At 61.0% G+C, this 26,343-nt stretch carries 23 protein-coding genes and 1 pseudogene; 11 read left to right on the top strand and 13 right to left on the bottom strand.

Annotation, left to right across the window (positions count from 1 at the left end):
* Positions 1-390 precede the first annotated feature (390 nt).
* Complete coding sequence (locus tag ACILSI_RS22665; protein WP_395724198.1) at positions 391-738, top strand: hypothetical protein; 348 nt, start codon at positions 391-393, stop codon at positions 736-738.
* Between the two features lie 199 nt (positions 739-937).
* On the opposite strand, the gene ACILSI_RS22660 is transcribed toward ACILSI_RS22665, so the two are convergent.
* Positions 938-1,816: a hypothetical protein gene (locus ACILSI_RS22660; RefSeq protein WP_395724197.1), complete on the bottom strand. Its 879-nt coding sequence runs from the start codon at positions 1,814-1,816 to the stop codon at positions 938-940.
* Between the two features lie 57 nt (positions 1,817-1,873).
* Entirely contained in the window at positions 1,874-3,841 is a 1,968-nt protein-coding gene (locus ACILSI_RS22655) for a sialate O-acetylesterase (RefSeq protein WP_395724196.1), read from the bottom strand.
* A 105-nt stretch (positions 3,842-3,946) separates the two neighbouring features.
* Between ACILSI_RS22655 and ACILSI_RS22650 the strand changes: the two genes are divergently transcribed.
* Positions 3,947-5,023: a hypothetical protein gene (locus ACILSI_RS22650; protein ID WP_395724195.1), complete on the top strand. Its 1,077-nt coding sequence runs from the start codon at positions 3,947-3,949 to the stop codon at positions 5,021-5,023.
* Between the two features lie 4 nt (positions 5,024-5,027).
* Here the strand turns inward: ACILSI_RS22650 and glsA are convergent, their stop codons facing one another.
* Entirely contained in the window at positions 5,028-6,848 is a 1,821-nt protein-coding gene (gene glsA, locus ACILSI_RS22645; RefSeq protein ID WP_395724194.1) for a glutaminase A, read from the bottom strand.
* A gap of 127 nt (positions 6,849-6,975) precedes the next feature.
* Here glsA and ACILSI_RS22640 point away from each other — a divergent pair, with 127 nt between their 5' ends.
* The gene (locus ACILSI_RS22640) at positions 6,976-8,019 is read left to right on the top strand and encodes a hypothetical protein (protein ID WP_395724193.1); all 1,044 of its coding nucleotides are present in this window, start codon (positions 6,976-6,978) and stop codon (positions 8,017-8,019) included.
* 58 nt (positions 8,020-8,077) lie between these two features.
* Here ACILSI_RS22640 and ACILSI_RS22635 read toward each other — a convergent pair whose 3' ends face one another.
* Together ACILSI_RS22635 and ACILSI_RS22630 are read right to left on the bottom strand one after the other, a co-directional pair.
* Positions 8,078-8,464: a hypothetical protein gene (locus ACILSI_RS22635; protein WP_395724192.1), complete on the bottom strand. Its 387-nt coding sequence runs from the start codon at positions 8,462-8,464 to the stop codon at positions 8,078-8,080.
* A gap of 73 nt (positions 8,465-8,537) precedes the next feature.
* On the bottom strand, positions 8,538-9,512 hold the full coding sequence (locus tag ACILSI_RS22630) for a heparan-alpha-glucosaminide N-acetyltransferase domain-containing protein (RefSeq protein WP_395724191.1): 975 nt from the start codon (positions 9,510-9,512) through the stop codon (positions 8,538-8,540).
* A gap of 79 nt (positions 9,513-9,591) precedes the next feature.
* Between ACILSI_RS22630 and ACILSI_RS22625 the strand changes: the two genes are divergently transcribed.
* The 7 genes from ACILSI_RS22625 (at position 9,592) to ACILSI_RS22595 (ending at position 19,261) form a co-directional block, all read left to right on the top strand.
* Positions 9,592-12,132 carry a CehA/McbA family metallohydrolase gene (locus ACILSI_RS22625; protein ID WP_395724190.1) on the top strand — a complete coding sequence of 847 codons (2,541 nt, stop codon included), beginning with the start codon at positions 9,592-9,594 and terminating at the stop codon, positions 12,130-12,132.
* Positions 12,133-12,139: 7 nt separating this feature from the next.
* Entirely contained in the window at positions 12,140-12,580 is a 441-nt protein-coding gene (locus ACILSI_RS22620) for an endonuclease domain-containing protein (protein ID WP_395724189.1), read from the top strand.
* Between the two features lie 159 nt (positions 12,581-12,739).
* Positions 12,740-13,123: a cytidine deaminase gene (gene cdd, locus ACILSI_RS22615; RefSeq protein ID WP_395724188.1), complete on the top strand. Its 384-nt coding sequence runs from the start codon at positions 12,740-12,742 to the stop codon at positions 13,121-13,123.
* Positions 13,124-13,133: 10 nt separating this feature from the next.
* A complete protein-coding gene (locus tag ACILSI_RS22610) occupies positions 13,134-14,003 on the top strand; it encodes a D-hexose-6-phosphate mutarotase (RefSeq protein WP_395724187.1) in 870 nt (289 codons plus the stop codon).
* A gap of 97 nt (positions 14,004-14,100) precedes the next feature.
* On the top strand, positions 14,101-15,390 hold the full coding sequence (locus tag ACILSI_RS22605; protein ID WP_395724186.1) for a phenylacetate--CoA ligase family protein: 1,290 nt from the start codon (positions 14,101-14,103) through the stop codon (positions 15,388-15,390).
* An 11-nt stretch (positions 15,391-15,401) separates the two neighbouring features.
* A complete protein-coding gene (locus tag ACILSI_RS22600; RefSeq protein ID WP_395724185.1) occupies positions 15,402-16,076 on the top strand; it encodes an ABC transporter ATP-binding protein in 675 nt (224 codons plus the stop codon).
* Entirely contained in the window at positions 16,073-19,261 is a 3,189-nt protein-coding gene (locus ACILSI_RS22595) for an FtsX-like permease family protein (RefSeq protein WP_395724184.1), read from the top strand. Before ACILSI_RS22600 ends, ACILSI_RS22595 begins: the two co-directional genes overlap by 4 nt.
* Before the next feature lie 89 nt (positions 19,262-19,350).
* Here ACILSI_RS22595 and ACILSI_RS22590 read toward each other — a convergent pair whose 3' ends face one another.
* From ACILSI_RS22590 to ACILSI_RS22565, 6 genes are all read right to left on the bottom strand, one after another.
* Positions 19,351-20,025 carry a hypothetical protein gene (locus tag ACILSI_RS22590; protein ID WP_395724183.1) on the bottom strand — a complete coding sequence of 225 codons (675 nt, stop codon included), beginning with the start codon at positions 20,023-20,025 and terminating at the stop codon, positions 19,351-19,353.
* Between the two features lie 39 nt (positions 20,026-20,064).
* Positions 20,065-20,811, bottom strand: coding sequence for a Bax inhibitor-1/YccA family protein (locus ACILSI_RS22585; protein WP_395724182.1), 747 nt, complete (start codon positions 20,809-20,811; stop codon positions 20,065-20,067).
* Positions 20,812-20,907: 96 nt separating this feature from the next.
* Positions 20,908-22,527 (bottom strand): CTP synthase, encoded by a 1,620-nt coding sequence (locus tag ACILSI_RS22580; protein WP_395724181.1) that lies wholly within the window; start codon positions 22,525-22,527, stop codon positions 20,908-20,910.
* A gap of 34 nt (positions 22,528-22,561) precedes the next feature.
* Positions 22,562-23,317, bottom strand: a complete 756-nt coding sequence (gene kdsB, locus ACILSI_RS22575) for a 3-deoxy-manno-octulosonate cytidylyltransferase (protein ID WP_395724180.1) — start codon at positions 23,315-23,317, stop codon at positions 22,562-22,564.
* 186 nt (positions 23,318-23,503) lie between these two features.
* Entirely contained in the window at positions 23,504-23,791 is a 288-nt protein-coding gene (locus ACILSI_RS22570; protein WP_395724179.1) for an SWIB/MDM2 domain-containing protein, read from the bottom strand.
* Between the two features lie 172 nt (positions 23,792-23,963).
* Positions 23,964-25,124, bottom strand: a complete 1,161-nt coding sequence (locus ACILSI_RS22565; RefSeq protein WP_395724178.1) for a nitrogen regulation protein NR(II) — start codon at positions 25,122-25,124, stop codon at positions 23,964-23,966.
* Positions 25,125-25,136: 12 nt separating this feature from the next.
* On the opposite strand from ACILSI_RS22565, the gene cutA reads away from it, so the two are divergent.
* Positions 25,137-25,454 carry a divalent-cation tolerance protein CutA gene (gene cutA / locus ACILSI_RS22560; RefSeq protein ID WP_395724177.1) on the top strand — a complete coding sequence of 106 codons (318 nt, stop codon included), beginning with the start codon at positions 25,137-25,139 and terminating at the stop codon, positions 25,452-25,454.
* 13 nt (positions 25,455-25,467) lie between these two features.
* Here the strand turns inward: cutA and ACILSI_RS22555 are convergent, their stop codons facing one another.
* Positions 25,468-25,986, bottom strand: coding sequence for a hypothetical protein (locus ACILSI_RS22555; protein WP_395724176.1), 519 nt, complete (start codon positions 25,984-25,986; stop codon positions 25,468-25,470).
* Between the two features lie 74 nt (positions 25,987-26,060).
* A pseudogene (locus ACILSI_RS22550) lies at positions 26,061-26,343 on the bottom strand (hypothetical protein); the annotation flags it as partial.

Below are 26,343 nucleotides of genomic sequence, written 5' to 3'. Positions count from 1 at the left end.
GGACTGTGCGGACCACTTTAAAGGCGGCTGGCTTCCCCAGTCGCCTTTTCCTTTAGCTTAGCGGGTAAGCCCCCCTGAATAAGCGGAGCGAAGACCTCCCACCGCACCAGCTTGCCAACGCGCATCAACGGAAGCTCGAAGGAGCCGCAGTCGAGCAGGATGGCGCTGGCCGTTGACCTCGATGAGATGCTCATGGTGGTAGGAGAAGATGGCCCGGTGGCTGCGGCAGTGGTGGTTCGGACACCTTTCAGAGCAACCGGTTTGCTTCACACGAGATGCTTCGACCCCGGCGTGAACGAAGACGCAGGGGCAGGGAGAAATGATCCGCCGGGGCAGGGAAGGCGCGTCTTCGATCTTGTCAGTCCTGCGCGAATCTGAAACACTGCGCGCATGAATGCTGACGAACAATCCTTGGCATGGCTCGATGAGCTGGAGGCGCGCCTGCTGGCGGATGTGGAGCTGGTGCGGCAGATGAAGGCACGCCTGGGCCGTGGTCAGCCGCCACCGGTGGCTGCCGTGGCGGCGGCTTCTCCCGCGCCTGTTCCAGCGGCCGCATCACCGGCCCCGGCCCCGGCACCGCCGCACCCGAACCGTCTGGTCACCGATGTGAAAGTGGCGGCGCGCAGCGTCATCACCGCGTTCAGCGGAGAGTTTGGCATTGGCGAGGTGAAGAAGCAGTGCGCCGCCCAGCGCTTCCGCGAGTTCCCGCCTGGCGACGCCCTCTGCACCACCGGCTGAGTTCTTTCGAGCCTCCGGCTCGTTCATCCAAACGGGGGGGATGCCCAAGATCGCTTAACAGCCTGTTGAAAGACTCATGAAGGAACGAGTAAGACGTTCAAAGTCAGATGTCAGAAGTGGTGCTCCAAACGAGGTCCATTACTCACGTCCAGTTGTCGCACTTCAAAGTTGAAAGTATTCCTTGGTGGCTGGTGGTCAGTCATCGTTTACGGAATGCTGCCATCCAAATCGGCTCGGATGGAAATGTGTATCGATAATCAATGGCAAACTTCCTTCCCGCTACCTCGACGGCCCCCTTCTCCTTCCGAGTGGCGATGAAGTCTCGTAACGTCTGAAGCTCCGTGCCATCAAGGAAGATGTAAAGCGAGTCTCCTCTCTTGCGAGTTCGGGGAGAGTCCAACTTCGGCCAATTGCTTGGCCACACGATGGATGCATCGGGCGCATATTCGTAGCCCCACAACATCACCTCAATGTATGGCGGCACCCAGGGCTTGGCGTCGGCGACTAGATACTCGCAAAGAGCCTTGAACGCCTTCATGAACTCAGGCGGTGGCGGCTCCTCACCCTCAATGTGCTCTCGAAATGACCGCCCTTGGGCGGTCAATCCATAGACGCCAACAACTTTGGTGACCTCCTTCTCGGAAATGAAAAGTGTCGTCGTCGGCTGATCGGTTACACCGGGAGCAAGATCGTAATGTCTTTGGAGACCTGGAAGCCGGAGAAGTGGTCGGGCAATATCGACCAACTTGGAGAGCCCATCAGGTGTGAGATGGGCGGCCCAAAGTCCTGGAATCTTGTTCTGTTCTCGTTGGTAAATAACTGTGCCATCGTCATAGGCCACCAGTCGTGGGGTATCAGAGCCAATCACCTGTGCCCACGGATCATTCGTCATCAGCACAACGACAGGTGCGGGGCCTTTGTGTGGATCAAACTCCGCAGATAATGCGGTGCCTATCAGCAAGGCTAGAACTGCAACTAGATGACGCATGGCGCTGTTGGTTGGGCGAACTACTTGATGAGAAACAATTCTGTCGAGTACATCAACAACGTTATGGGCCACGGATTTGTCGAGTGCCAACGGAGTTTCGGCTTCATGGGTGTCGATTATGACCGCAAAGTCTGAAGCGAGCGACGCTCACCTCACCCGATACGCCTCCACCTCCGTCGTGAAGCCAAACGTATTCGGAAAACCACCCGCCTGCTGCGCGTGGTGGTCGAGGTAGGTGAGGCGGATGTGTTGGGCCTCGGTGTCGGGGAAGGTGATCGAGGCGCGGGTGGCTTTGGCGAGGGGGAAGACGTGTTTGCCGACTTCGCGGAACGTTTTGCCATCGGTGCTGACGGAGACGGCGACGGTTTTCGTGGAGCCGATCTCGGGGGTGCCGAGGACGATCAGATTCAGCGTGCGCGGCTGCTTGAGGTCGATGGTGACGTGTTTGGGAAACGTCTCGGAGTTGCCGGTGGCGTAGCTGTTGGGATTGAAGCTAGCCCAGGAGCCGTCGGTGAGGCCGGTGTCCCAGCCGTAGGTGTTTTTGTCGCTGCTGGTCCAGGTGCAACCTTTGGCGAAGTTGTCGCCGAGGTCGGGATCGACGGGCCAGTGCGTGTGGAAGGCGGTGGCGGGCAGGCCGTCCTTGTCCATGAGGTTCGGAATGGCGAGCTTGCTCCAGGCGAAGCGAGCACGACGCGGCTCTGGCACCTTGGCGGAGGTGAGCACGACGCTGTCGCCGTCGATCTTCGCGTCGGCGGGTTGGAAGAGGCCGTCGCGTCCGGCGATCTCGAAATGCGTGAGCGGTTTGCCATCGCGCGCGGCGAGGCCGCTGGCGGCGTGGTCGAATTTCACGCGGATGGCCGCGCCTTCGACAGCATGGCTGGCGTAAAGCGGGCCGTTCGGGTCGATTTCGCTCCGGCCGTAGGTTTGGCTCAAGGCCCAGAGTGAGAGGCGGCGGGCGACTTCTTTTTTCTTCGCGGGATGGATATCTCCGACCTCGCCGATGTCGCTGATGGCAGCCATGCCGGTGTGCGGGATTTTCAGGCACTCGCGCTGCGCTTGCCAGAACTGCGGCAGGATGTCGGCTTCTTCCGTGCCGTATTGCCAGGGGGCGATCTGCACGAAGTAGAACGGCAGCTCGGGCTGCTGAAACACACTGCGCCAGGAGGCGAGCAGCGCTTTCGTTTTGTCGGTGTAAACGAAGCCCTCGGTGTGGTTTGACTCGCCCTGATACCAGATCGTCCCACGCATGGCGAAGGGCACGAGCGGGTGGATCATGGCATTGTAGAGCGCGGTGGGCGTGCCGGCACCGGCGGTGAGTGACTGCGGCTGGCCGGGCATGGCGGGCACGGGCTGTTTTTTCTCCAATGCGGTCTTCACGGCCTGCTGCCACTGCGTGACGGCGGCGAGATGTTTTTCATGCGTGGTGCGATACGCATCACTGCCGGGCAGCTTCGAGCGCACATCGGCGACGAAGCTTTTCAGCTCCGGCACGGCATCAAAGCCCTCGATGCTCGTCCACGGCTCGATGCGTGTGCCGCCCCAGGCGCTCTGGATGACGCCGACAGGCACTTTGAGCTCCTCGTGCAGTCGCAGTCCGAAGTAATAACCGACGGCGGAAAACGTGGCCGCGCTCTCCGGTGCGCTGCATTCCCATTTCGCGGGCACATCGTCCTGCGGCGTGAGCGCGGTGGTCTTGGGCACCTCGATGAGGCGCAGATTCGGATGCGTCGTGTTGGGGATGTCGGCCTTCGAGTCGGACTTCATCTGCATTTCCCACTCCATGTTCGACTGGCCGGAGGCGAGCCACACTTCGCCAATGAGCACGTCCTGCACGCTCACGTTGCCCGCCTTCAGCACCTGCGGCTCCGCATTCGCGGGCATGGGATCGAACTTCACCATCCACCGACCGCCCGCATCGGCCTTCGCGGTCTTCTTTTGCCCCGCGAACTCAACGACGACCTCCTCACCCGGCGCGGCCTTGCCCCAAACGGGCACCGCTTTGTCCCGCTGGAGCACCATGTGATCCGTGAAGATAGAGGGGAGCTTCACGGCCGCGAAGGACGAATGTGGAATGACGAATGACGAAACGAGAAGGGCGAGCAGGATCGGTTTCATGGTGGCAGGCGGATGTTTGCGGGATTGGACATGAAATCCAGCGGCCTGCATTTCTTTCTTGGCATCTGGGGCCGGTCCCTTCATCGTCGCGGCCTACCAATCACCATGCGCACGCTTCTTCTCCTCGCTTTCCTCGCCCAATCCGCCACCGCCGCCGAATGGACCATCTCAACCTTCGCCGGCACCGGCGTCAAAGGCGGCAGCGGTGATGGCGGCCCGGCCACGGCAGCGCAGATCGACAATCCCTTCGGCGTCGTGCGTGGCCCGGATGGCGCGATCTGGTTCTGCGAATACACCGGCCAGCGCATCCGCCGCGTGGCACCGGATGGCACCATCAGCACCATCGCGGGCACGGGCGCAAAGGGTTACAGCGGCGATGGCGGCCCGGCTTTGCAGGCGACCTTCAATCTGCCGCATGAGCTGCGTTTCGACGCCACTGGCAAGAACCTCTACATCGTGGACATGACCAATCATGCCGTGCGCAAGATCGACACGCAGACGAACATCATCACCACCATCGCCGGAACAGGCGTGGCGGGCTACAGCGGCGATGGCGGCCCGGCGGTGAAGGCGCAGTTCAAGCAACCGCACAGCATCCAGTTCGGCCCTGAGGGCGACCTTTATGTCTGCGACATTGGCAACCACGTCATCCGCAAGATCGACATGAAGACCGGCACGATCAGCACCTTCGCCGGAGTCGGCAAAGCCGGTGTGACACCGGATGGCGCTACCATCGCGGGAACACCGCTCAAAGGGCCGCGTTCGCTCGATTTCGACAAGCAGGGCAATCTCTGGCTCGCCACGCGTGAAGGAAACCAGGTCTTCAAATTCGACCTCAAGGCTGGGAAGATTCATCACATCGCTGGAACGGGCAAAAGCGGCTTCACCGGCAACGGTGGCCCCGCGAAGGAGGCCACGCTGAGTGGTCCGAAGGGTATTTCCGTCGATGCCGATGGCAATGTGTGGCTGGCTGACTGCGAAAGCCATTCGATCCGCATGGTGAACATGAAAACGGGCAACCTCGAACTGATCGCCGGTCTGAATCAAAAGGGCGACGGCCCGGATGGCGACCCGCTCGGCTGCAAGATGGCCCGTCCCCACGGTGTCTTCTGCGACGCCGATGGCACGGTGTTCATCGGCGACAGCGAATCGCATCGCGTGCGCCTGCTGAAGAAGAAATGAGCTGTTAAGAACGCTGCAAGGCGGAGATTTCCAGGTTGGCCTGCCGCAGGCGAGTGGCGATCTCGCGTGTGATCTCCTGCAGCAGGGTGATCTTCAAACCGGGCCTCCGCTCATTGAGTGTGTCGAACCAGGTTTTCGGAATGACGACGCATTCGACGGGCTCCATGGCCATCACGCTGGCGGAACGGGGTGAGCCATCGAGGAAAGCCATCTCACCCACGGTCATGCCGGCGGTGAGGACATCGATGCGTTTGTGGGACTTGTCTTCGTTGAGGATCTGCACCTCCACCGTGCCTTGCAGGAGCACGAGCATCTCGTCCGCGCTTTCACCCGCGGTGATGAGTGTCTCGTTCTCCGAGTAGTGGCGGTGTTGAAGCTCCTGTGCCAGGAAGGCCAGATCATCATCCGGGCAGCGGTTGAAGAGGGAGCATGCCTTGAGCTCCAACGCGCCGGAGGGACGCCAGGAAATGCCGGAGACCTCCAGCAACAGCGAGTCCTCACAGGCTTCCAGCGCGGCGTCGAGCGTGGCGAAAATCTGCTCAGCCGGGATGCCGATGCCACGCAGAGTCGCCTGCATCCGGCCCGGCTGGCAGAAGGTGATTTGTACTCCGTGCTCTGCCAGTTGCGTGCTGAGATTGGCCAGCAGGATGAAGCTCACGGAGTTGGCGCTGACGACCGAGCGCAGGTCGAAGATGATGTGCTTGCAACTGCCAGCGGCGAGCGAGGTGGCCTGCCGCACCACGGGCTCGATCGTGGTGAAAGTGAGGCCGCCCTGGAGTTCCATGACCTGGATGCTGGAGCCATGCGTGCGCAGCAGCTCGCGGGTGGAGGGCGGGAGCCTGCGCCGTGCCACGACTTCGCCGCCGTGGTAGGCCAAGCGCACTGCCGAGCGCGGGGTGGCGGTGGGGTTGAGCATGTGCAGGGCGAGTTCTCGCGAAAGGTCCATGCAGACTTTGATGCCGCGAAAGCTGTTGCCCTGGGAGTCCAGCGGCGGTGAAAACACACCGATGCCCAACTGTCCGGGCAGCACTGCGAGGATGCCGCCACCGACGCCGCTCTTGGCTGGCAATCCCACGCGGTAAATCCATTCGCCGGACCAGTCGTACATGCCGCAGGTGGCCATGACGCCTAGCACGTTGTCCACATAGTCGGCAGCGATGGCGCGCTTTTTGGTGATCGGATTCACGCCCTGGTTTGCCAGCGTCGCGCCCATCAGCGCCAGATCGCGACAGGTGACCTCCACGGAACATTGCTGGAAATACGTCTCCAGAATTTCATCCGGGTCCTCGTCAATGATGCCGAAGTTGCGCAGCAGCCAGCCGATGGCGCGATTGCGGTGGCCGGTCCCGCTCTCGCTTTGATAGATGGCGTGGTTGATTGGCAACGGCCTGCCGGCAAAGCCGCTGAGGTATTCGACCACACGGTCGATGCGGCTCTGGCCGTCCTTCTTCAAGATCTGCCCGCTGGTGGCGATGGCCCCCGCGTTGATCATCGGATTGAAGGGAGCACCGGTCCCTTCCTTCAGGCTGATGGCGTTGAAGGCTTCCCCCGACGGCTCCACCCCGATGCGGGACAAAACATGCTCCTCTCCCCGGTCCTCCAGGGCCAGACCATAAGTCAGCGCTTTGGAGATGGACTGAATGGTGAACGCCTGGCGGGTGTCGCCAACCTCATAGACATGACCGTCGCGCGTGGCGATGCAGATGCCAAAGTGGCGCGGATCGGCCTTGGCGAGTTCCGGGATGTAGTCCGCGACCTGGCCCTCTATCACGGACGCATAACGAGAGTACAGTTGTTCGACATACTCTTGGATGGGAGAGATCATTTAATGCGAGTAAGCAAGCACCGTGCCGGGTGGACATGTATTCCTGGCAAGCCGTGGTTTCTGGTGTTCAAAGGCGAATCATTTGGCTAAAAAGCAGCGTTCTCTGTGCCCTCACCCCTGCCATACCATGCTCCGCCTCCTCTGCGCCTCCCTGCTTCTCCCCATCCTCGCTCACGCTGATAAAATCGTCCTCGTTGCCGGTGGTGATCAGGACGCGGTCGGCATTCCCGCCGTGCAGGCGAAGCTTAAGGAGCCCTTCGGCACCGAGTTCGACGCGGCGGGCAACTTGTGGATCGTCGAGATGGTCTCCGGCAACCGCCTGCTCAAAGTGGATGCGAGCGGTGTGCTCACCCATGTTGCCGGACAGCCCCAGCCCGGCTTCAGCGGCGATGGCGGCCCGGCTTTGCAGGCGCAGTTCAATGGTCCGCACAACCTCGCCGTGCTGCCGGACGGCGACATTCTCATCGGCGACACCTGGAACGGCTGCGTGCGCAAGGTGGCCGTCAAAACCGGCATCGTGTCCTTGCTTCCTGGCTTCAAGGCCCCCGAGGGCAAAGAGCGTGGCAATGGACCTTACTGCATCACGCTCGACTTCACCGGCACGAAGCTCTACGTCGCCAATCTGAGCCGCGTTTACGTCGTCGATCTCGCCAGCGGTGAGACCAAAGTCGTCGCGGGCAACGGCAAGAAAGGCAAGCCGGAGGACGGAGCTGTCGCGGTCGATGCGCCGCTGGTCGATCCGCGTGCGGTGGCCCCGGACCGCCTCGGAAACGTGTACATCCTCGAACGCGGCGGCAACGCCCTGCGCGTGGTCGATAAGGAAGGCCGCATCCGCACTGTGGTGAACGCCAGTGGCAAAAAAGGCGGGGAAGGGGACGGTGGCCCCGCTTTGGAAGCCACGATGAATGGCCCGAAACATCTCTGCGTGGACAAGGAAAACAGCGTGCTCATCGCCGACGCGGAAGCGCATCTCGTGCGTCGTTACGTTTCCACCACTGGCAAGATCGAACGCATCGCCGGCACGGGTAAGCAAGGCAGCGCCGGTGTGGGTGGTGATCCCAAGCAGTGCCAACTCGCTCGCCCACACGGCGTCACGGTGCATCCGCAAACCGGTGAGTTGTTCATCACCGACAGCTACAATAACCGCGTGCTGAAGATCGTGAAGGATTGAGCAGAACAAAAAAGCCGGACGCTGTGAGGCGTCCGGCTTGAGACAAATCAGTGCGCGATCAGTTCGTGCCATAGGCCCGGCGCCAGCCTTCCTGGAAGGCATTGCCATAGTCCTCGGTGCCGGTGCCGATCACCTTGCCATCAGCGCCGAAGCGCACCACATGCTCTTCCACCTTGGCCCAAGTGCCATAGACCGGCACATGGCGCTTCCAGCCCTGGCCGGCCCAGCGCCAGACCTCGCCCGCGCCGGTCGTTTTCTTTTCGTCCGGCTCTCCCCAGACGGCGACCACCTCGGCCTTGGTCATGCCGGGCTTGATGGCTCCATCGCTGGAGGTTGAGCCTGCGGGTGCGGACTTGCTGGCATCCGTGCCAGAGGGAGCCGCGCACTGGCTGAGTGTGAGGGTGAGGGCGGCGAGTGACAGAAGTGAGAGGGTTTTGATTTTCATCGGACCGCTTTTCTAGCAACGGCTTTTCATCCGTCAAGTCAGCGGCACAAGGCTTCGACTCAGGCGCATTTTGTTAAGCTCTGGAAATGCGTTTGCGTCGCTCATTCAGCCATCCCAACACCAGGGAAGCGGCGAAAAGAGCCACAAAGATTCCAAACACCACCCAAAGCGGCTGCGTCATGCCGATGAGATGCTGCAATGCCTGCCGCGGAAGCGGCACGGCATGAATCAGCAGCAAATGCACGACGTAGAGCAGCAGCGACTCACGGCCTGCGAGACGCAGCCAGCCGGAGACGGCGTTGACTTGGCCTGCCACGCAGGCCACGAGCACGGCGGCCATCATCACCCAGCCGAGACGTTCGAGGAAGAACTCTGGCGCACCGCCCGGCCACGGTGAATACGGCTGCGCGAAGGCCAGCAATGCTCCCAGCACGAAGATCAGTGTCGCACCACGATTCACTGTGCCATCCCAAAGCCGACGTGACAAAAATCCCGCCAGACCAAAACCCACCCACGGAAACAGCGCGAACCACGAGCCTTGGCTTTGATTGAAATACTGGTCGATGAGCAGCACGCCCGTGCGCCAGCTCTCGGCAGAAGTTTGCAGGCCGACAAAGAACACGAGGAGCAAGGCGGCCACCCCGTTGCGCCAGCGGCCAAAGCGCTCGGCCACCAGCATGAGCATGCCGCTGATGGCGAGACAATGCAGCACGTTCACCGTGCAGGCGGCACGCCAGGCCTTTGCATCGAAGAGGTTTAGCCAGGGAACATGCATCAAGTAGCCGATGAGCAGCACCAGAAGCAGGCGTTTGAGCGCAGGCCACGCAGGCCTGGATGTTCTCGTGGTCACATGCGCGCGCACGAATCCGGCGATCCAGAAAAACGCGGGAGCGATCAGGCCGTGATAGTAATCCAGCTCGTGGAACCAAGTTGATTGTCGCAAACTCAGGTCGAGAAAGGTGTGCGCCGAATGCGTCCAGACCATGCCCAGCACCGCGAGACCCCGAAAGAGATCAAGCCAGTCAAGACGTTGGGACGGGGCGGACACGCGGCGATCTTGGCACAAACTCGTCTGCATTCAAAAGATGACTCCCCGGCACTCGTTTGGTATGCCCTCATTTCCAACCATGAAATCCGTTCTCCTGCTCCCTTTCCTGCTCGCCGCGCCGATGTCTGCGGCTGAAGTCTTTGAAGCCGCGCTGGGTCGCGAGGCCGAACTTCCCCAAGGCAAGGAGGCCGATGGCATCCTGGGCGATTTCGTTTTGCGCAGCGACAAGGTGGAGGCCGTCATCTCGCACAACGCGCCGAACCGCCGCGCGAACATGAGCACGTTTTACGGTGAGGACGGCGTCTCGCCCGGTTGTCTCTACGATTTGACCCTGCGTGGCGCGAACAACGACCAGCTTGTCGCCTATGGCCCCTGCGGACACGGTCCTGTGAGCTATGTGAAGATCGCCAACGTCAAGGAGGACGGCGCCGCCGCCGTCGAGTCCGTCACCACCGCCGCGAAGAACGGCGGCGTGTTCAAACGTCACGAATACCGCGTCAAAGACGGCGTGCAGGGCATCTTCATCACCACCGTGCTGCGCAACGAGACCGACAAGCCGCAGAAGGTGAACACCAAGTCTGATTTCACCCGCTTCGACTCCACCGGCATGACCAGCGATGGCGTTTTCTGGGTGGATGCCATCAATCCGGCCCACAAGTGCGGCTATGCGCTCGGCACGCTCAATGTCACCGGCATCGACAAGCTCACGGACACGATTGAGATGCAGCCCAAGCAGGAAGTCGTCATCTCGCGCTTCTTTGCCGTCGGAACGTCACCAGCGCAGGCGGTGGGAGAGGTCATGACGGTGAATGGCAGCAAGATCGGCACCGTGAATGGGCAGATCGCCGACTCCAAGGGAAAAGGAGTCTCCACCGCGACGATTCTTGTGCCCGATGGTCAAAAGACGATTCCTGGTTATCCCGATGCAGATGGCAAGTTCAGCCTCAAACTCCCGCAAGGCTCTGCGGAACTGCAAATTGACGACTTGGGCCGCTCGACGGCGAAGATCAGCCTCGTTGTTGCCGATGGAACCACGACCTCACCGAAGGTCACGATGTCCAATGCCGCCGCCATTCAATTCGCCATCACCGACGAATCTGGCAAGCCCATGCCTTGCAAAGCGCACTTCGCGCCGCTGGAGGAAAACGTGCCGAAACTCAACCTCGGCCCGAAATGGCGTGCGCATGGCTGTGTGGACCAGTATCACAGCGAGAACGGCCACTTCACGCAGCAGCTCCCGCCGGGCAAATATCGTGTCATTGTCGTGCGTGGACCTGAATGCGGTCATCTCTCGAAGGAAGTCACCGTTGAGGAAGGCAAGACGGTCGAGTTCAAAGGCACGCTCAAGCGCCTCGTCGATACCAAGGGCTGGATCAGCTCGGACTTCCACAACCACAGCACGCCGAGCGGTGACAACGTCTGCGATACCGATGGGCGAATCATTAACATCGCCGTCGAGCATCTCGAATTTGCGCCGACGACCGAACACAACCGCCTTTACGATTGGGAGCCGACGATCAAGGCGCTGGGACTCGAAAATCACATCAAGACGGTCAAAGGCATGGAACTCACCGGCAGTCGTCAGCACTTCAATGCCTTCCCGTTTGAGCCTGAACCGCTCAAGCAGGATGGCGGCGCACCGGTTTGGAACGATGACCCGCGCATCACGGCGCTGACGTTGCGCCGCTGGCAGGGGGAGCGTGCGGACCGCTGGATTCAGTTCAACCACCCTGACCTCTCGAACATGTTTGTGGACCGCGACAGCGATGGCATCGCCGATGGCGGCTTCGTCGGCGTGGGAAGCATGATCGATGGGTCTGAAGCCGAGAACGGCCCCGGCACCGATATTTTGGCAGATTCCCCCTTCAAGCTCAGCCGCCCGGCCGGTTCGCTGGCGATGAAGGTCTCGATGTGCCGCGAGTTCCTCTGGCGGCAGCTCCTGAACCAAGGTCATCGCCTCGTCGCCGTGGGTGTGGCGGACGCGCACAGCGTTTATGGCAACGGCGTCGGTTGCTGGCGCATCTATTTGCCCTCCAGCACGGATGAACCTTCCAAGATCGACTGGGCGGAACTCGCCCCGCATGCCAAGGCGGGCCATATCGTGCTCAGTACCGGACCTTTCCTCGAAGTGACGACGCAGAACGCCAAGATTGCCGGTGACGATGATCGCAGCACCGGTGGCATCGACCTCAACGTTCGCGTGCAATGCACCGATTGGATGGACATCGACCGCGTGCAGGTGCTGGTGAATTCCAGGCCCGACCCAACGCTGAATTTCACCCGCGCGTCGCATCCGCAGATGTTCAAGGACGGTGTGGTGAAGTTTGCCGAAAAGATTCACGTCCCGCTGCAAAGCGACGCGCATCTCATCGTCGTCGCCATCGACGAGGATGGCAACGAGGCCATCGGCTTCGGCACCAGCGACTACGCCAAAATGCGCCCCTGCGCCTACAACAACCCCATCTACGTCGATGCCGACGGCAACGGTTTCAAACCCAACTACGACACCCTGGGCTTTGACATTCCTGCGGGACGTCAGACAGCGGACAAAGCGAAGGCGCAGCTTGTGAAGGCGGGCTTGATGCAGGAGGAGCCGAAGCCTGCGGCGGCAAAGCCGTGAAAAAGCCATGCTCACTCGCCTGGAGGAAATTCGTCACGAAATCACGGGCGAGCGGCTCGAACTCATAGAGTTCGCCCGCAAGCTGCGGCGTGACGCCACGGATGCCGAGGCTCTGCTGTGGTCCTGTCTTCGAGATCGTCGGGTGAATCGTCGGAAGTTCCGCCGCCAGCATCCCTTGGAACCCTATGTTCTCGATTTTTACTGCGCGGAACTGAGCCTGGCGATTGAGCTGGATGGCGGCCAGCACAACAGTGACGAAGGCCGGGCGCATGATGAGCAGAGGGCGGCTTATTTGCGCTCCAAAGGTATTGAGACGCTGAGATTCACCAACCAAGCCATGCTCGGGGACACTGACAGCGTATTGAGTGTGATCTGGGATCGCACACGCAGGAAGACTGAACCCCTCACCCGACCTCTCCCCGCATCAAGCGATGTCAGTTCAGGATAACCAATCGCGGGGAGAGAGGATTCACGTTGGAAGACTCGAAAGCGCTCTCCCTCTTCCCGCCATTGGCAACATGGCTCTGCGCTTTCCTTCGGGGAGAGGACTGGGGTGAGGGGTGAAGGAGATGATTGCCTTCCAAAAGAGCGTGGGTATGGCTGCGTCATGAACACGGATGAACTGTTTGATCGCGCCAAAGCAGCCGCAACAAAAGCCTACGCGCCGTATTCGCATTTCCAAGTCGGTTGCGCGTTGCTGACGGCGCAGGGAAATGTCTTCACCGGCTGCAACGTGGAGAACGCCAGCTATGGGCTGACGATCTGTGCCGAGCGGAACACGATTTTCCATGCCGTGGCTGAAGAAGGGCCGGGGATGAAGATCGCCACGCTGGCGGTCATCGCGCTGGGACATGAGTTCCCGCCGTGCGGGGCGTGCAGGCAGGTGATCGCCGAGTTTGCGGGGCCGGAGACGGAGGTGTGGTTTCTGCGGGATGGAAAACCGTTCGCGATGACGATGGCGGAGTTGCTGCCAGCGGGGTTCAGGATATGAATCCCGCCGCATGACTCTTCCTCCTTCCGTTTCACTCATCGAAGAACCCGCCGGTTATCCGATCCTCGTCATCCATCACGCCGCTGCCACGGGCCGGATCGCGCTGAACGGGGCGCATGTGATGGAATGGACGCCCGCAGGCGAGAAGCCGGTGCTGTTCATGAGCGCGCAGGCTGTGTTTGAGCCTGGGAAGCCCATTCGTGGCGGCATTCCGGTCTGCTGGCCGTGGTTTGGCGGTCATCCGACGGAGTCCGACAAACCGGCGCATGGCTTTGTGCGCAACCTGATGTGGAATGTGGGCGAGGTGACGGAAAACATCGCGGGAGTGACTCTGGAGTTCCTGTTGAGCGACAGCGATGATTCACGCGCCTTCTGGCCGCATCGCTTCGATTTGCGTCTCGAAGTGAAGCTGGGCGCGCAGCTCAGCATCGCGCTGCACATCAAGAACACGGACGAAGCCGCTTGGTCGATGACCGGGGCGCTGCACACCTACCTGTGCGTCGATGATGTGACCGAAGCCGCCGTGATCGGCCTGGACGATGCCTTTTATGTGGAGAGCCGGCTTTCGCCGGAGCGCATCGAACAAAGCGGTCCCGTGTATTTTGATCGCGAAGTGGACAGGAATTACGAATCCAAGGACACGGTGCGCCTGCTCGATAGAAAGGGCCGTCGGACCATCGTGGTCGAGAAATCCGGCAGCCGCGCCACCATCGTGTGGAATCCGTGGATCGAGAAGTCCAAGCGTCTGAGCGACCTGCCGGACGACGCGTATCCGCATTTCGTCTGCATCGAGGCCGCCAATGCCGTGCCGGATGTCATCGCGATGACTCCGGGCAAGGAGCATGTGCTCTCGCAGCGCCTGAGAGTTCAGCGAGATTAAACGTAACGCACTGGTTTTGTGAGGTGTTGGCCGCCACATGGCATGCGGATGTGCGCGTTGCTTGACCCCGCGTCATGCCTCGCCATCACTTGCGACCGTGTCGGACGGCCCTCCATTGATCGACCGAGTTCGTTTGCGCTCCAACCAGTGGCGCAAGCTGAGGTCGATTGTGCTCAATCTGGCCACGACAGACAGCTTCTACGGCAAAAAAATCCGCGAGTGGGAGCTGAAGGTCAGCCGGCTGAGCCGCATCGAGGATTTCATCGCGCAGGTGCCCTTCACGACAAAGGCGGACATCCAGGCGGATCGTGCGGAGAACCCACCCTTCGGCACGAACCTGACACGAGCGATTCATCAGTACACACGCTTCTGCCAGACCAGCGGCACCAGCACCGGGCAGCCGATGGCCTGGGTGGACACGCCGGAGAGCTGGGACGCGATGCTGAAATGCTGGCAGCGTGTGTTTGAGGCCGCCGGGTTGGTCAAAGGACGTGACCGCATCTTCTTCGCGTTTTCATTCGGGCCGTTTCTCGGCTTTTGGACAGCGTATGAGGCGGCGGCGAAGGATTATCTCGTGATTCCAGCCGGCGGCTTGTCGAGCCAGGCCAGGCTGGAGGCGATGGCACGTTACGGGGCCACGGTGCTGTGCTGCACGCCGACGTATGCGCTGCGTCTGGGCGAATTGATCGGCGAAACGTCCGGCGTGGAGCGGATGAGCCTGCGCATCAACAAGATCATCGTCGCAGGTGAGACGGGCGGCAGTGTGCCGGAAGTGCGCAGCCGCCTCGAAAAGCTCTGGGACGCGCGGGTCTTTGACCATCACGGCATGACCGAGGTCGGGCCGGTCAGTTATGAGGCCGAGGACATGCCACGGCAGCTCATCGTGCTGGAGGACGCCTATCTGGCCGAGGTGGTCGATCCACAGACCGGCAAGGAGGTGGAAGATGGTGAATGTGGCGAGCTGATCTTGTCCACGCTGGACCGCACCGCCTGCCCGCTGCTGCGTTATCGCACAGGCGACTGGGTGAAGAAGAAACTGCATCGCGGCCGCTTGATCCTCGACGGCGGTATTTTGAGCCGGTTGGACGACATGGTCGTGGTGCGCGGTGTGAACATCTATCCCAGCGCGGTCGAGGCTGTGGTGCGGCAGTTCCCGGAGGTCATCGAGTTCATGGTGGAGCAGCGCAAGGTCGATGCGATGGACGAGATCGAACTGCTGGTCGAGGTGGATGGCAATGTCGCGAAGCCGTTGCTCAAAAAAATCGAATCCAAGCTGCGTGACACGTTCTCTCTGCGTATTCCTGTCAGATTGGCCGAGCCGGACAGCCTGCCGCGCCACGAATTCAAGGCGAAGCGCTGGCGGCTCGTCACCCCGACCCCGGACTGATCTTTCCAACCATGGCCCTCCTCGAACTCACCAACCTGTCAAAATCCTACACTGATCCAGGCAGCGGGGCGCGTGTGCCGGTGCTACGCGGCATCAACTTGAAGATCGAGGCGGGTGAATCGCTCGCCATCGTCGGCCCGTCCGGCTGCGGCAAGAGCACGCTGCTCAACATCCTTGGCACGCTCGACACACCAGACGAGGGCGAGTTCGTGTTCGATGGCGAGTCGCTGGCAAAAGGCACGCCGAAACAGCTCGCCGCTGTGCGCAGCCAGAAGATCGGTTTCATTTTCCAACTGCACCACCTGATGCCGCAGTGCTCCGTGCTGGAAAACGTGCTGCTGCCCACACTGGCGCTGAAAGCACCGCCTGCCGATGCCGCCCAGCGCGCGGAAGCGCTGCTGGCGCAGGTCGGGCTCAAAGACCGCATGCGGTGGAAGCCTGCGCAGCTTTCCGGTGGCGAGCGCCAGCGGGTGGCCTTTGTGCGCGCTCTGATCAATCAGCCGCGTCTGATCCTGGCCGACGAGCCGACCGGAGCGCTTGATGAGGCCAACGCCGTCGTTTTGACGGAACTGCTGCTGGCCTTGCAAAAAAGCCATGGAATCACGCTGGTGATGGTCACACACCATCGCGAACAGGCGGAGTGCATGGGGCGGATGATGACGATTCACGAAGGTGTCCTGTCATGAAGCTGAAGGATTACGTCATTCAGTCCGCCCGGCACTACTGGCGCGGGCATCTGGGCCTGCTGCTGGGCACTTTTTTGGCCGGGACGATCCTCACTGGGTCGTTGCTGGTCGGTGATTCGGTACGCGCGAGCCTGCGGCGTGTGGCAGAACTGCGCCTGGGCAAGGTAGAAGGCGGTGTGCTCGGCGGAGACCGCTGGTTCACTGAAAATCTGGCCCGCAAAACGAAGTCCGCGCCGTTGATCGTCGCCACCGGCTCCGCCAGCGCGGCGAACGGCAAGGTGCGTGTGAACGGAGCGCAGGTGCTGGGTGTGGACGAGGCTTTTTGGAAGCTTAGCAGGAGCGGTAAGACCATTGAATTAGACAAGTCGTTCGTGGTGATCAACGAGCCGCTGGCCCGCAAGCTCAACGCGAAGCCCGGCGACACGATTCTGGTGCGTCTGGAGCGTCCCAGCGCCATTTCGCGTGACGCGCCGCTCTCCGGCAGCACGAACGAGGACATTTCCCTGCGCCGCACGATCGGGGCGATTGTGAGCGCGGAGGATTTTGGCGCATTTCAACTCACGGCTTCGCAGGTGGCCCCAGACTCGGTGTTTGTGAACCTGGCCGATCTGCAAACCCAACTGGAGATGGACGGGCGAGTGAACGCGCTGCTCAATCCGCAGTTCACCGCGCTACGCGCTCAATTTGAGCAGCAGCGCACGCTTGAAGACTTTGCGCTCAAGCTCAAACGCATCCCCGGCGAGACGAAGGAGTGGGAACTCAGCACCAGCCGCGTGTTTCTGGACCGCAACGTGGCGGAGAAGATTTTCGAGTTCAAAGGCACGCGTGGCGTGCTGACCTACCTGGTGAACGGCATCACCTCCGCACAGGGAGGCACGCCTTACTCCATGGTGACTTCCGTCGGAACCGGCAAGGATGACGAGATCACCATCACGCAGTGGCTTGCGGACGACCAGAAACTCGCGATTGGCAATGAACTGGAGGTGAAATACTTCGTCGTCGGACTGGGGCGCGAATTGAAGCAGCAGTCGGCGAAGTTCAAGGTGGCGGGCATCTTGCCGATGGATCATCCGATGGTCACGAAGGCGTGGACGCCGGAGTTTCCGGGTGTGTCCGACGTGGACAACTGCCGTGACTGGGAGCCGGGCATCCCGATGGACATGAAGGCCATCCGTGACAAGGACGAGGACTACTGGGACGAGTTCAAAGGCACTCCGAAGGGTTTCATTTCACTCGCAGCCGGGCAGAAGCTCTGGGCCAATCGTTTTGGCAATCTCACGGCCATCCGCATGTCGGACGAAGGCCAGACTGCGGAGGCAAAGGCCAACATGCTGGCGTTGCGGCTAAATCTCTCTGACATCGGTCTCGTGCCACGTGATTTCAAAACCGAGGCCGGTGCGGCGGCGAAGGGCAGTGTGGATTTTGGCGGGTTGTTTATCGGTCTGAGCATGTTCCTCATCGCGGCGGCGCTGGTGTTCGCGGCATTGCTGTTTTTGTTCACGCTGGAGCGTCGCGCTTCGCAGATCGGCCTTCTCCTCGCTGTGGGTTGGACGCGCGGCATGGTGCGGCGTGCCTGGCTCATGGAAGCGGGCGTCATTGCGCTCGCGGGCATTCTGCTCGGAGTGCTGGGCGGCATTGCCTACACACAGACGGCGCTGCATGGCCTCTCCGCCGTGTGGAGCGGAGCCACGCAGGGCTTGGAACTCGTGTTCAGCGCGAGTTTTGGCACCTTGTTCAATGCCGCGCTCGCCACGCTCGTCGTGGTGCTGCTCACGTTGTTCTGGGCCAGCCGGAAGCTGTTCAAAGTGGAGACGCGTGACCTGCTGGCAGGCTCTTGGAGTGATGATTTAACACCGCTGGCCGTCCGCAAGAGCTCGAAGATGATGCTCGTCCTCGCAGTTCTCGCACTGGTGCTGCTGGGCGCGGGTTTCTTCATGAAAAACCCCGAGGCCGTGGCCGGCATGTTCTTTGGCTCCGGCATGCTGCTCATGATTGCCGGACTGCTCTGGCTGCGCGGCTGGATGCGGCGTGACAGTGCTGGTCTGGCCAGATCGCTGTGGCAGATCGGCTCGCGCAACATCTCGCGTCGTCCTTCCCGCAGTCTGGCGGTGATCGGCATGATGGCGGGCGGCATCTTCCTCGTGGTGGCGGTGAACGCCTTCCGCATGAGCGCGGGAGATGACACGTTGCGCAACTCCGGCACAGGCGGCTTTGCGCTCATCGGCGAGTCGTCGCTGCCGGTGTATGAGGATCTGAATGTGAAGACGGGCTGGGAAGCCTTTGGCCTGGATGAAAAACTCATGCCGCAGGCGCGTGTGGTGCCGTTTCGTGTTCGTGAAGGCGATGATGCGAGCTGCTTGAACCTCAACCGTGCGCAGAAGCCGCTGCTGGTCGGTGTCGATGCCGCGAAGCTGGCGGGCTCGTTCGCCTTTGCCTCGGGCTCATGGGAAAAAATGGCCGACACGTCGTTTGTGCCCGCCATCGCCGATCAAGCGACGGCGATGTGGGGCCTGGGCAAAGGAGTGGGCGATACGCTGGACTATCAGGACGCGAGCGGGAACACGTTTCAGGTGAAGATCGTAGGCCTGCTGGCCGGATCGGTGCTCCAGGGCAAGATGATCATCAGCGAGCAGGCATTTCTGTCGAAGTATCCTGACGCGGCGGGCTATCGCTTCTTCCTGATTGACGCGCCGCGTGAGCAAGCCGCCGAGATCGCCGCGCATCTGACGCGCCAGCTTGAGCAGCGCGGCCTGGCGCTCGAACCGGCAAAGCAACGCCTGGAATTGTTCATGAGCGTGCAAAACACCTACATCGGCATCTTCACCGTGCTGGGAGGCCTGGGAGTCTTGCTCGGCACGGCAGGCATCGGCGTGCTCATCGCACGGCATGTGCTCGAACGCCGTGGAGAACTCGGACTCATGCAGGCGCTTGGGTTCCAGCCGGGATCGCTGCGCCTGATGATTCTGGGGGAACACAGCGTGCTGCTGGTGCTCGGTTTGCTGCTTGGTGTGGCCACCGCTGCGCTGGCGGTGATTCCGCAGTTGATTGGCAGCAGCGGATCGCTGCCAGTGGCCTTCCTGGTCAAGCTCATCGCAGGTGTTCTCTTTTTCGGCCTTCTGGTGTGTGTGATTGCTGTTTCGGTCGCCGTGCGCGGGAAGCTTACGGAGGCGCTGCGGAGGGAGTAAAGGCAGTCAAATCGTCAAGGATTGGTCAAGGTGGTCAAATAGCACGACACTTGACTGCTTGACCATCGCTTGACCAGTCTGTTGCCGCCTTACTCGCTCTTGAACAGACGCTTGAAGAACCGGCCGACTTCGAGGCCGGTGTCGCCGGTCCATTCCCAGGCGCGGCGGGCACCGCGTCGGACATCTTCGGCGGCGCGTTCGCCTTTGGAGCCGGGTGCGGTTGAACCGGGGGACACATTGCTCAGGCTGTTGCTCCACTGCTGATGAATGACCGCGCCGGTTTCAGCGGAGATGACGATGAAGCCGATTTCCGCGCCTGCGGTGTCTTGCAGCGCGAGACCCCATTCCGGCACGCCGCTGGCGTTGGCTGCGAGCTGGTACTGCACGCTGACGAAGTTCGTTTTGGCGAGCATGGCCTGCTGCTGGGCGATCTTGCGGGCGTCGGAGGTGCGATAGAGCACGCGATTGAAGGCGATGGGCAGCGGCGGAACGCGATTGAGGATTTTGGAGCCAGCACCATTCGCTTTGGGTGCCCAACTGTTGTTTTGGATGGTCAACGCGGCGCGCACCAGTTCGCCTTCGCGGAAGGGATCACGGGCATAGACAGACCACTGGGCAGGATCGGCGGCGCTGGGGGCGGATTGCAGCAGGATGATGCCTTCGGCGGTGGCCGCGCCGTATTCCTGGTCGATGACGGTGGCGATTTCAGGATTGGCCTGGAGCAACGAGGCGCTGGCAAGGAGAAGAAGGAGGGATGATTTCATAATCATGGGGCGGGTTGGATGGGGGGATTCGACAAAGGTTCAATCGCGGCTGCGGAGTTTCGAGAGAAGGCGCAGGATTTCGAGGTAGAGCCAGACGAGGGTGACGAGCAGGCCGAAGGCGGCATACCATTCCATGAACTTCGGCGCACCGGCGGCGCAGCCGTTTTCGATGAAGTCGAAGTCGAGCACGAGATTGAGCGCGGCGATGACGACGACGAAGCCGGAGAAGGCGATGCCGATCCAGCCATTGCCAAACAGGCCGGGAATCTGGATGCCAAACATGCTCAGCACCCAGGTGGCGAGGTAAAAGATCGCGATGCCAGCCGTGGCGGCAAAGATGCCGAGCTTGAAGTTCTCCGTGGCCTTGATGATGCCCGTCGCATACGCGCCGAGCAGGGCAAACAGAATGCCGCAGGTGAGCAGCACGGCGGTGAGCACGATGCCGTGGAAGCTGGCCTCAAAGATGGCGGAGATGACGCCGACGAAAGCCCCATTGGTCACGGCGTAAACAGGAGCGAGCAACGGGGCCGTTTTCGGCACGAAGCCGATGATCAGCGCGAGCGCGAAGGGAACCAGCCAGCCGAACTTCAGCGCGGCACCGAACCAGGAGGGTGGATTTGCCACCGAGACCTGGCCCCAGCTCCAACTGGCGGCGGTGACGAGCAGCAGGGTGAGGATGGCCGTTTTAAGCACGGTGCCATTGAGAGTCATCACTCCATCCGCAGGATTGCCGGTGCGTGATTTTTCAAAGACGTGGTCGCTGAGGGTGGGATTGGAGGTGCGCATGATTTTGAGGGGACTGATTTCGCGAAAAGACTACAAGACGCCCGCAGGTGCGGTCAATCCACCTCTTTGTCTCAATTCCTTGCTACCAGGCCTGCCTCAGCACACCGGATCGGCCACCGCATGATGCTTCATGGCGGCCTTGACGAAGCCGTGGAAGAGCGGGTGCGGGTTGTTCGGCTTGCTGAGGAACTCAGGGTGGAACTGGCAGGCGACGAAGTAGGGGTGCGAGGGCAGCTCGATGATCTCGGCGAGATCGCCCTTCGGCGAGGTGCCGGAGATGAGCATGCCTTTCTCCTCCATGAGCTCCTTGTAGTCGGAATTGAACTCGTAGCGGTGGCGGTGGCGCTCGGTGATGGTGGCGCTGTGGTAGAGCTCGTAGGCCTTGCTGCCGGGTACGAGATCGGTGACCCAGGAGCCGAGGCGCATGGTGCCGCCGAGCTGCTTCACTTTCTTCTGCTCCTCCATGAGGCTGATGACGGGATTCGGCGTGGCCTTGTCGAACTCGGTGCTGGTGGCGTCCTTCAGGCCGCAGACGTTGCGGGCGAACTCGATGACGGCGATCTGCATGCCGAGGCAGACGCCGAAGTAGGGGATGCCCTTTTCACGGGCGTAACGTGCGGCGGTGATTTTGCCCTCGGTGCCACGGTCGCCGAAGCCCCCTGGGATGAGGATGCCCTGCAAACCAGCGAGGTAGAGCTCTGGGCCGGCTTTCTCGATGCTCTCGGCATCGACGCGGACGATGTCCACCTTGCAGTCATTGGCAGCTCCGGCGTGCGTGAGGGATTCGTAGATGCTCTTGTAGGCGTCCTGCAATTCGATGTATTTCCCCACGACGCCGATGCGGACGTGATGCGTGGGGTGGATGACGCGCTGCACAAAGCTGCGCCAGCGGGTGAGGTCGGGCTGCGGCGTGGTGAGGTTGAGGATGCGACAGACGTTGTCGTCGAGACGCTCCTCGTGCAGCTTTAACGGCACCTCGTAGATGGTGTGCTTGACGTCGCGCACTTCGACGACGGACTCGATGGGCACGTTGCCGAAGAGCGAGATTTTTTCGCGCACGTCAAGGTCGAGCGGGTGCTCGGTGCGGCAAAGGATGATGTGCGGGGCGATGCCGATCTCGCGCAACTTGGCGATGCTCTGCTGCGTGGGCTTGGTCTTCAGCTCCTGCGCGGCCTTGATGTAAGGCACGAGCGTCGCGTGGATGTAGAGCACGTTGCCAGCACCGACCTCGTGGCCGAACTGACGGATGGCTTCGAGGAAGGGCAGGCCCTCGATGTCGCCCACGGTTCCGCCAATTTCGGTGATGATGACATCGCCGCCCATTTTCTCGGCGACCTCGTGCATGCGGGCCTTGATCTCGTTGGTGACGTGCGGGATCACCTGCACGGTGCGGCCCTGGTATTTGCCGGCGCGTTCTTTGTCGAGAACGGACTGGTAAACCTGGCCGGAGGTGAGGTTGTTGAGCTTGGACAGGTTCGTGTGCGTGAAACGCTCGTAATGGCCGAGGTCGAGGTCGGTTTCGGCACCGTCATCGAGCACATACACCTCGCCGTGCTCGTACGGGTTCATGGTGCCGGGGTCGATGTTCAGGTACGGGTCAAACTTCTGCATGATGACCCGCAGGCCGCGCAGTTCGAGCAAGGTGCCGAGGGAGGAGGCGGCCAGACCTTTGCCAAGTGAGCTGACGACGCCGCCGGTGACGAAAATGTATTTCATGATGGTTCTCGGTTCGCGGTTCTCGGTTCGCAGTTCAAGAGGAATGTTTTTGCAGATGCAGTTCGATGGCGGCGGCCTGCTCCGGCGTGTCCACACCGGGGGAAAGCTCGTCCGTGAGCACCACGCGGATGCGGGAGCCGTTTTCGAGGGCGCGGAGCTGCTCCAGCGACTCCGTTTGCTCCAAACGCGAGGGCGGCCAGGCCACGAACTGGAACAGGAAGCTGCGCTGAAAGCCGTAGATGCCTAAATGGCGGTAGCTGCGTGGCCAGGCGGCCGGATTCCGCACGAATGGCAGCGGGGAGCGCGAGAAGTAGAGCGCGTCGCCGTGAGTGTCGAAGATGACCTTCACCACGTTTGGGTCGCTGATCTGCGCCGCGTCATGAATCGATGCTGCGGCCGTGATCATTTTGATGCTGGCATCGTCGCGCATGGTGCAGGCCAGCTCGTCGATGAGGGCAGGGGAGATCAGCGGCTCGTCGCCCTGTACATTGATGAGGATGCGGTGATCCGGGAAGGATTTGGCCGCCTCCGCGATGCGATCCGTGCCACTGGGATGATCGGGCGAGGTCAAAACGGCCTTGGCACCGAAACTGGCCGCCGCCTCGGCGATGCGGGGGTCATCCGTGGCGATGATCACGTCATCGACCTGCTTGCAGTCCTGGCAGCGCTCCCAGACGTGCTGCACCAGCGGTTTTCCGGCGATGAGGTGGAGCGGCTTGCCTGGGAAGCGGGTGGAACCCCAGCGGGCAGGAATGGCGACGAGGGTGCGGGAGGAATCGGTGGTTGCCAAGGTGGTACGAGCAGGTTCGCTTGAGATGAAGCGGATGAGCGGGGGTTGCAAGGGCGAATTGGCTGCGAGGCCAGCACTGCTCCCCAAAACTGCAATCGGCGTCCCGAATCACTTCGGGACGCCGACTGCGGCTGCCGTTTTCAGGCAATCAATCTTTTAAAGGTCAGGCGAACCTGAGGCTGCCGGTCACTTGACGTGGGCGGAGACGAGCTTGGTCATCTCAAACATCGTCACCTGGCTCTTGCCGCCAAAGACGGCTTTCAGCTTCTCGTCGGCGTTGATGTTGGTCTTCTTGGTCTGGTCTTGCAGGCCGTTCTTCTTGATGTATTCCCACAACTTCTTGGTCATTTCTCCACGGGACACAGGAGTGGAACCAATCACTGCCGCGAGAACCTCATCCGGCTGGACGGGTTTCGAAAGGGCTGGGTTCAGTTTGCGGGCTGGTTTTGGATCAGTGCTGGATTTGGTTGGCATAAGAGGTGGATGTTGGCGTGAGACGGGCAATGGGTCAATAGCGTTGATGTGGCGGTTTGCACCTGGGAAGACGTTGGTGAATGAGGTGCCACATGGGTTCAGAGAACGCAGAGGATTGATTCTGAAAGATTTCCCCGCATTCTTCTCAACTCGGTGACTCATTCATCATTCCTCATTCTGATTTCGTCAGTTCCTCTCCGCCCGCCTCCAGCAGCCGCACCTTTTTCTCCACCAGCGGCAGCCACAGGCTCACGCGGGTGCCCAGACCCTCGCGGCTTTCGATGTCGATCTCGCCGCCGTGCTCGCGGACGATGCGGCGCACGATGAGCAGGCCCAAACCGGTGCCGGTGCTGCGCGTGGTGGCAAAGGGCTGGAAGAGCTTGCCCATCTGCTCGGCGCTGATGCCTTTCCCGGTGTCCTCGAAGCTCAGGCGCACTTCGTAGTCGGTGAAGGTGCCGCTGATCGTCAGTGTGCCGCCATTCGGCATCGCCTGGCAGGCGTTGCGGATCAGGTTGTAGAACGCCTGCTTCATCTGGTTCGCGTCCAGCGGCATGGCGGGCAGATCGGCTCGCAGGTCGAGTTTGAGCTTCACTTTCGACTGCTCGATCTCCGGCTGGAGGAAGCGCACGCATTCATCCAGCAGTTCGCGCAACTGCACGCGCTGGAGTTGAGGCTGCGTGGGGCGGATCGCGGCCAGGAACTGGCCGATGATGAAATCAAGCCGCCGGATCTCGCCCGTGGCCACGTCCAGGTGCTCGCGCAGGCTTTCGCCCTTCGCGCCCATCTTTTTGAGGCGACGTTCGAGAAGCTGGAGGTGGATGGTCAACGAGTTGAGCGGATTGCCCAGTTCATGCGCCACACCGGCGGCGAGGAGCGTGAAGGCGTTCAAGCGCTCGCTTTCGAGCTGCTCTTCGGTGCGCTTGCGGGTCTCCGTGACATCGCGGATTAGCATCACGAAGCCCAGCGGCGAGTCATCGTCGATGCTGGTGATGTAGAAATTGAGGTAGCGGTTCTCGGGGTAAAAAATTTCCAGGTCGCGGCTCACCACCGTGCCGGGCTTGAGCATCTCGTTCCAGTCCAGCCCGCGCACGCCCTGCGCCAGACGTTGTCCTAGCACCTGATCCGGATGCATGCCGAAGAAGGTGCAAGCCGCTCGGTTCACATAGGTCACCTTGCCCTCGGTATCGAGCAGGATCACGCCCTCCTGCAACGCCTCGAAAACCTTCTCCTGGAATTTCTTCTCCCGCAGCAGCTCCATCACGATACCCTGGACTTCGCCCGGTTCGAGGCGGTCCATGCGTTTGATAAGCTTGTCGATGAAGGCAGATCTCATACACTGGCGGTCATGAACGACATCCTGATCGTCCTTTGCACCTTCCCGGACCTCGGGAAAGCCCGCGAGACTGGCACGGCGCTGGTGGAATCGCAACTCGCCGCCTGCGTGAATCTCATCCCCGCCGTCGAATCCATCTACCGTTGGGAAGGCAAGGTCGAAACCGCCGCCGAGGTGCTCGCCCTCTTCAAAACCACGCCCGCCGCCTGGCCCCGCTTCGAATCACGCCTCAGCGAACTGCATCCCTACGACGTGCCGGAAATCGTGGCGCTAAGGCCCGAGCAGGTGGCGGAGGAGTATGCGCGGTGGGTAGGGGAGAGCGTTTTGTGAACCATCTGCGGCACTAGGGCCAAGTGTGCTGCAGGCACACATCAGACTTGCCATCGAACTCTTGTAGCGAATACCTCTTCACGAACTCCGAGATCGACTTGGGCTGCTCGTCACCGAGGATGCCAACCATCCCATTGCAGAAGTGGTAGGTGCTATAATACCAACGGCCATCCGATCCTCGTGCGAGAAAGAGATGGTCCACCCATCCAACGTTGATTCCGTGGTAGAAGGCATAAACGAGGTACTCACCGTTTGTCGTCCATACGTATTCGGGATTCATCCACGATTGCCGTTCTCCAGGACGAAGAAGATCCCTGAGGGATTCCAGCTTCTGATCGGTTTCTGGGCTTGGGATCGACAGTTTGCCTAGGCGAATCAGCGTGGTGTCCTTCCATGAGGTCCGTTCGGCTTTAATTTTCCGGGCTCCGAACCACGTCCACACAAAGAGTGTTGCCGTCACGACAACGCCAAGAAGCACGACCCAGGCGATCACCTTGCCGAGCACGGAGCCGAGCTGCCTTTGCTTAATCATAAAAACAGACTATCGAAAAATCGAAGCCTTGAGTCGAGCTTTTTGCTCCTGCGATACACGGGATTAAACCCGGATTATGCAATGGAGTAAGCGAAGGGTGGTGGTCGGGCTTCGATTTGGCGGAAGATGGCGTCCATCCAGGGGCGCTTTGTGCGGGGTAGCGAGAGCTTGAGCACCCGTTTGCGTGCGTGCTGGCTGATCCACCCGCCTATTGCAAAGCAATAGGACCTTAGCGTCGCCAAGGTCGCCTGATTGTGACTGTTGAGCCCAAAGTGTCGGAACAGACTCATCAGGTTGTAGGCCACCATGATGAAGCGGAAGGAGGCTTCCGTGGCCCAAAAGTCCTGCAGGCAAAAG

The sequence above is a fragment of the Prosthecobacter sp. genome (assembly GCF_044232965.1).
In the GTDB taxonomy this organism is placed as follows: Bacteria; Verrucomicrobiota; Verrucomicrobiia; order Verrucomicrobiales; family Verrucomicrobiaceae; genus Prosthecobacter.
Note: the sequence above shows the minus strand (reverse complement) of the source record. Positions and strands in the feature narration are given on the sequence as shown.